Origin of the sequence: Apibacter muscae (assembly GCF_007845595.1) — a bacterium.
Lineage (GTDB): Bacteria > Bacteroidota > Bacteroidia > Flavobacteriales > Weeksellaceae > Apibacter > Apibacter muscae.
Genome location: NZ_SELI01000005.1, coordinates 1 through 3,902, shown reverse-complemented (window position 1 = coordinate 3,902; position 3,902 = coordinate 1). Strand labels below are relative to the sequence as shown.

Here is a 3,902-nt window from a genome sequence, read left to right as displayed (position 1 = left end):
TTTTAAAAACGAGCTCTATGCGCTACCGCGAGCAGTAAAGCGAGTGTGCTAGCGCGGGCGGTGGGGGCTTGCCAAAAATTTAATCTATCTTCCTTAATTCTTTTTTGGCGATTAAACCGCCCGTGAACGGGGTTAAGGGTGGTTTACTTTTTTACCTGGGTGCTTCGTCCCCGTGGCGCGCAAGCACCTGCCTGCGAGCATAACTAATAAGCAATGATGGATGTGACTTTAGGAGCAGACTAGAAAGTTGCGGATGAGGACAAGCGAAACACGTGAAACAGCCAAACGTAAGTGAATTCTTGCAACTGGAGTGCAGGGCTGTGTAACTGGGTTTGAGCGCGGACGAATGCCTTTGCAAAGTGCCTTTGAGTTTATAGTTTACTTGGATTAATTGGGGTTGGTTTGAGCGGGTAGTTCTTTTGTGGGTTAGCTTTTAAAGGGGATGGTATTTATCTATTGCTTGTTTTAATATTTCTATCTCTTGTTGGTTAAATTTCTCTAAACTTAGTATACTTTTATATCCTGCTTTGTACTGGGTTTGTCTTAAATTATATCTCTTTTTCCAGATTGCTATTCTACTGTATCTTAAGATGATTAACTTTTCTACTCCTATCTGATTCTTTATGGATTGGGTGATACTGCTGAATTTGGTTTTATCACTCTTGGGAAAGAGTTTTTTTGTATGTGTGTGTATTTTTAATATCTTGAGTAATTCTTCTCTTGTATGGGTTAGGTAATTTTCTATTTCTAAGATCTGATTGCTTTGTATTTTTAATATTCTATCATTCAATTTATAAGTAGAAGATGAGGGGATTTTTATAATCTCTTTTTCTAAGTCTATATCTTTTATTTCTAATTGATCTAGAGTAGCACTATCCAGAGCTTGATAAATCAGTAGCCCTAAGATAACTTTATTCCTCTGTCTGTAATAATGAAACTGCCCTCCTAAATGACCTTTTGTTGAATAGGTATTGTATATGTTTGTAAGTTCTTGTTCTGTAAATAATCCCCAAAGTAACGTTTTTTGATCTAATTTAATCCTAAATCCTTTCACTGGATTTTCTTTTCTTGTTTGTGTTTCTACCAGATAATTGTAGTATTGTTCTAAGGTTTTTAGATAGTTGTTTAAAGTAGATGAACTGTATCTGATACTAAGTAATTCGATAAGGGGTAGTAGTTCTTTCCTGTTTAAAACGCTTAATTCCTGGGCTGATAGGCATAATCTTTTCCATTGGAGGATCTGGTTTATTTTTTCTTGTATGGTTATCTCTGAGTAGTGATACTTTTTTTCTAAATAGATTTTAAAGGTTTTCATTTTTCTATACTTTCTATATGGGTGTAAAGTTCTGTACTGCTTATACTGCTATGTCCTAAGAATTGGCTTATGTGTTCTAACTCCATTCCCTGGCTAAGTAAATGACTCGCTATGCTGTGGCGGAGTAAATGGGGATAAATCCTTTTTTTGATAGGGGTTCTTTTTTGTATCTTTTTTAATATTTGATATATTCCGTCTGGGGTTAGATCTCCTTTTAGACCTTGGAGTAATTTATTTCCTTTTGCTATCGGCCTTTCTTGTTCTATATACTTTTTTAGTAAGTAGTTTGTTTTTAAGTTTATGGGTACTAATCGTTGTTTTCTGGTTTTACTTTTTCTAATTAATACTATTTGTTGATTCAGATCTATATCTTCTAATTCTACATTGGCTATCTCACTTAATCTAAGGCCTAAACTGTATAAACCAATTAATACAATCTTATCTCTTAGATTTTTGCAATTTCTCTCTAACTCTTGTACTTCTTGCAGGCTTAAGGTTTCTATGGGGGATTGTTCTTTTTTATAGTGTTCTTCTGCTAAGTAATGGGTTTGTTGTTCTACTTCTGAGAGATAGTTTAAATAGGTTTTCTTTTGATAATAGTAAAGTTGTAAGGTAGAGGGCTTTAGTAAGACACGGCTAAGGGAGTTGTCTTTTTCATATAATGAGGCTCTTTTAAGTAATCCTCTAATACTGCTGGCTTGATAGCCTTTGAGTTCTAAATATTTTTTATAATTCTGTAATCTTTCTTCTATCATCGTAACTCTTTTTAGGTTGTATTTTCTTGGGTCAAGGGTCACTAGTTTTCTAGTTGCCTGGTTTTGTTATAGTTATACTGTTTTTTATATGCTTTCCAGCGACCCTTTTGGTGATTCTTGGTGAATCTTGTTTGTTTTTAAGGTTTCTATTTGCTCATAGAGGGATTGTTTTATTCTATTTCTTAGTTTTTGGTAGTTATCCCAGTAATCTATTTTATAACGTAGTCCTCTGTTGGTATAGCCTCCGCTTTGTCGGATGTAATCTAATTCTAGTAAGTGATGGATATATCTTTGTAATTGGCTTTTGCTTATATTGAGGGCTTGGCGGATTTCTCGCTGGGTAAATTCTTGATTCTTGTCTTTTATATGCTTTTTTAGGCGTTCGTAAAATTGCCGTAAGCTTCCGTCTAGTTCATCTATTTTGAGTAGGATGCTTTCAAAGAGGATTTCGGTGGCTTGTTCTAAATCTTCGATCTCTGTGTAAATACATCCATTCTTAAAGCGTCTCTGACGCTGATTGAGATAGGTGATTTGTCTTATGATACTTTGGTACATTTGGTTGAGTCTTCGGATTTTATGGACTTCTTCGGGGAGTTCTAGCTGGGTGGCGTAGGGGTTAATGACTTCTACTTGTTGTAGGTTCCTTAAATAGTTCTGTAATTTTTCTTTGGCTTCTTTTTCTTGGGTTTGGCTGACTTCTCCTGCGTATTTTTGGTTTTGGTATTGGATGATCTTCTTGCTTTGCTGGGTGCTTTCGTCTACGGCGAGGATAAAGCTTCTACTGATGTTGTCTTCGTAGACGTCGGCTTTGGTGGTGGCGCTTAAACTGCTGAACACTCCTCTTACTTTTTTATGGGTGCTTTTGATGTTGCCTTTTTTGTCTTTGATACTGACGCTACTGCTTAGTTGTTGGTTGCTGATGAGTTCTCTTAAGGAGTACAGGGCTTCTTCTTTGAGTCCGTCCAGATCTTCGATCACCATGAGTTTGCCCACTAGATCCCATTCGCCCCAGTTGTACAAACTGCTTTCGGTGATTCTGGTAAATTTGAGTACGTCTTCTTGGGGGATGAACTGGGCGATTTTACTGATTAAATGGGTTTTTCCGCTGCCGCTACTGCCTTGCACGATGGCGTGTAAGGGGCTTTGGGTTTTGTAACTGCTGGCGATAATGAATAATAGTAGTCGGGTGTTTTCTTCGCCGATAATGCCACTCTTTCCTATGAGTTCATTGATCTGCTCTAGGCTTAGGTGTTCTGTTTTTGGTGAATTTTGGTTAGTTATTTCTTGTTCTGACTGTTCTCTGGCTTCTTGTTTTTCAATTGATAAGATAAGTTCTTTTCTTTGTTCTAGGAGTTGGGTAAAGATTTCTGGATTGTGTAATTGTAATACTTCGTTAATGTCTTTAGAGGGTAGGTCTACTTGGGTGATGGTAGATTTGGGTTGTATCTTTAATAATTCTTGGGCGAGTTTGTGGCTGGCTTGTTGACCTGCGGTATCGTTATCAAAGGTTATAATTATTTCTTCTAGGTGTTGGAGTTCTTTGATTGCCTGTCTGTGTTCCTGGGTAAAGCCGTTTACTCCGTAGCAGGCTAGGAAAGAAAGATTTTTGATTTCTGAGTTAAGATTTTCAATCTGCAACAGGCTCCCGCAGTCGATAATACTTTCGGTTAATAGTAATATCTTAGTTTCGGGATCGGGATAAAAGGGATAGAGGCCTTTCCTTTCTTTTAAATAAAAATGTTTGTTTGCAGTGTCTTGTTTAATGGTTCGCCCATATAAACTTACGATCTTTCCTCTTGCGTCTTTGAGGGGAAACACTATGCAGTTGACTA

3 protein-coding genes are annotated in these 3,902 nt (G+C 36.9%); all 3 read right to left on the bottom strand.

The window, feature by feature from the left end; genetic code table 11:
- Positions 1 to 433: 433 nt before the first annotated feature.
- Positions 434 to 1,315 (bottom strand): site-specific integrase, encoded by an 882-nt coding sequence (locus ETU10_RS00095; RefSeq protein ID WP_146309243.1) that lies wholly within the window; start codon positions 1,313 to 1,315, stop codon positions 434 to 436.
- On the bottom strand, positions 1,312 to 2,070 hold the full coding sequence (locus tag ETU10_RS00090; RefSeq protein ID WP_146309242.1) for a tyrosine-type recombinase/integrase: 759 nt from the start codon (positions 2,068 to 2,070) through the stop codon (positions 1,312 to 1,314). Before ETU10_RS00090 ends, ETU10_RS00095 begins: the two co-directional genes overlap by 4 nt.
- An 84-nt stretch (positions 2,071 to 2,154) precedes the next feature.
- The coding region (locus ETU10_RS00085; RefSeq protein ID WP_146309241.1) for a toprim domain-containing protein at positions 2,155 to 3,902 on the bottom strand (1,748 nt) is incomplete at its 5' end.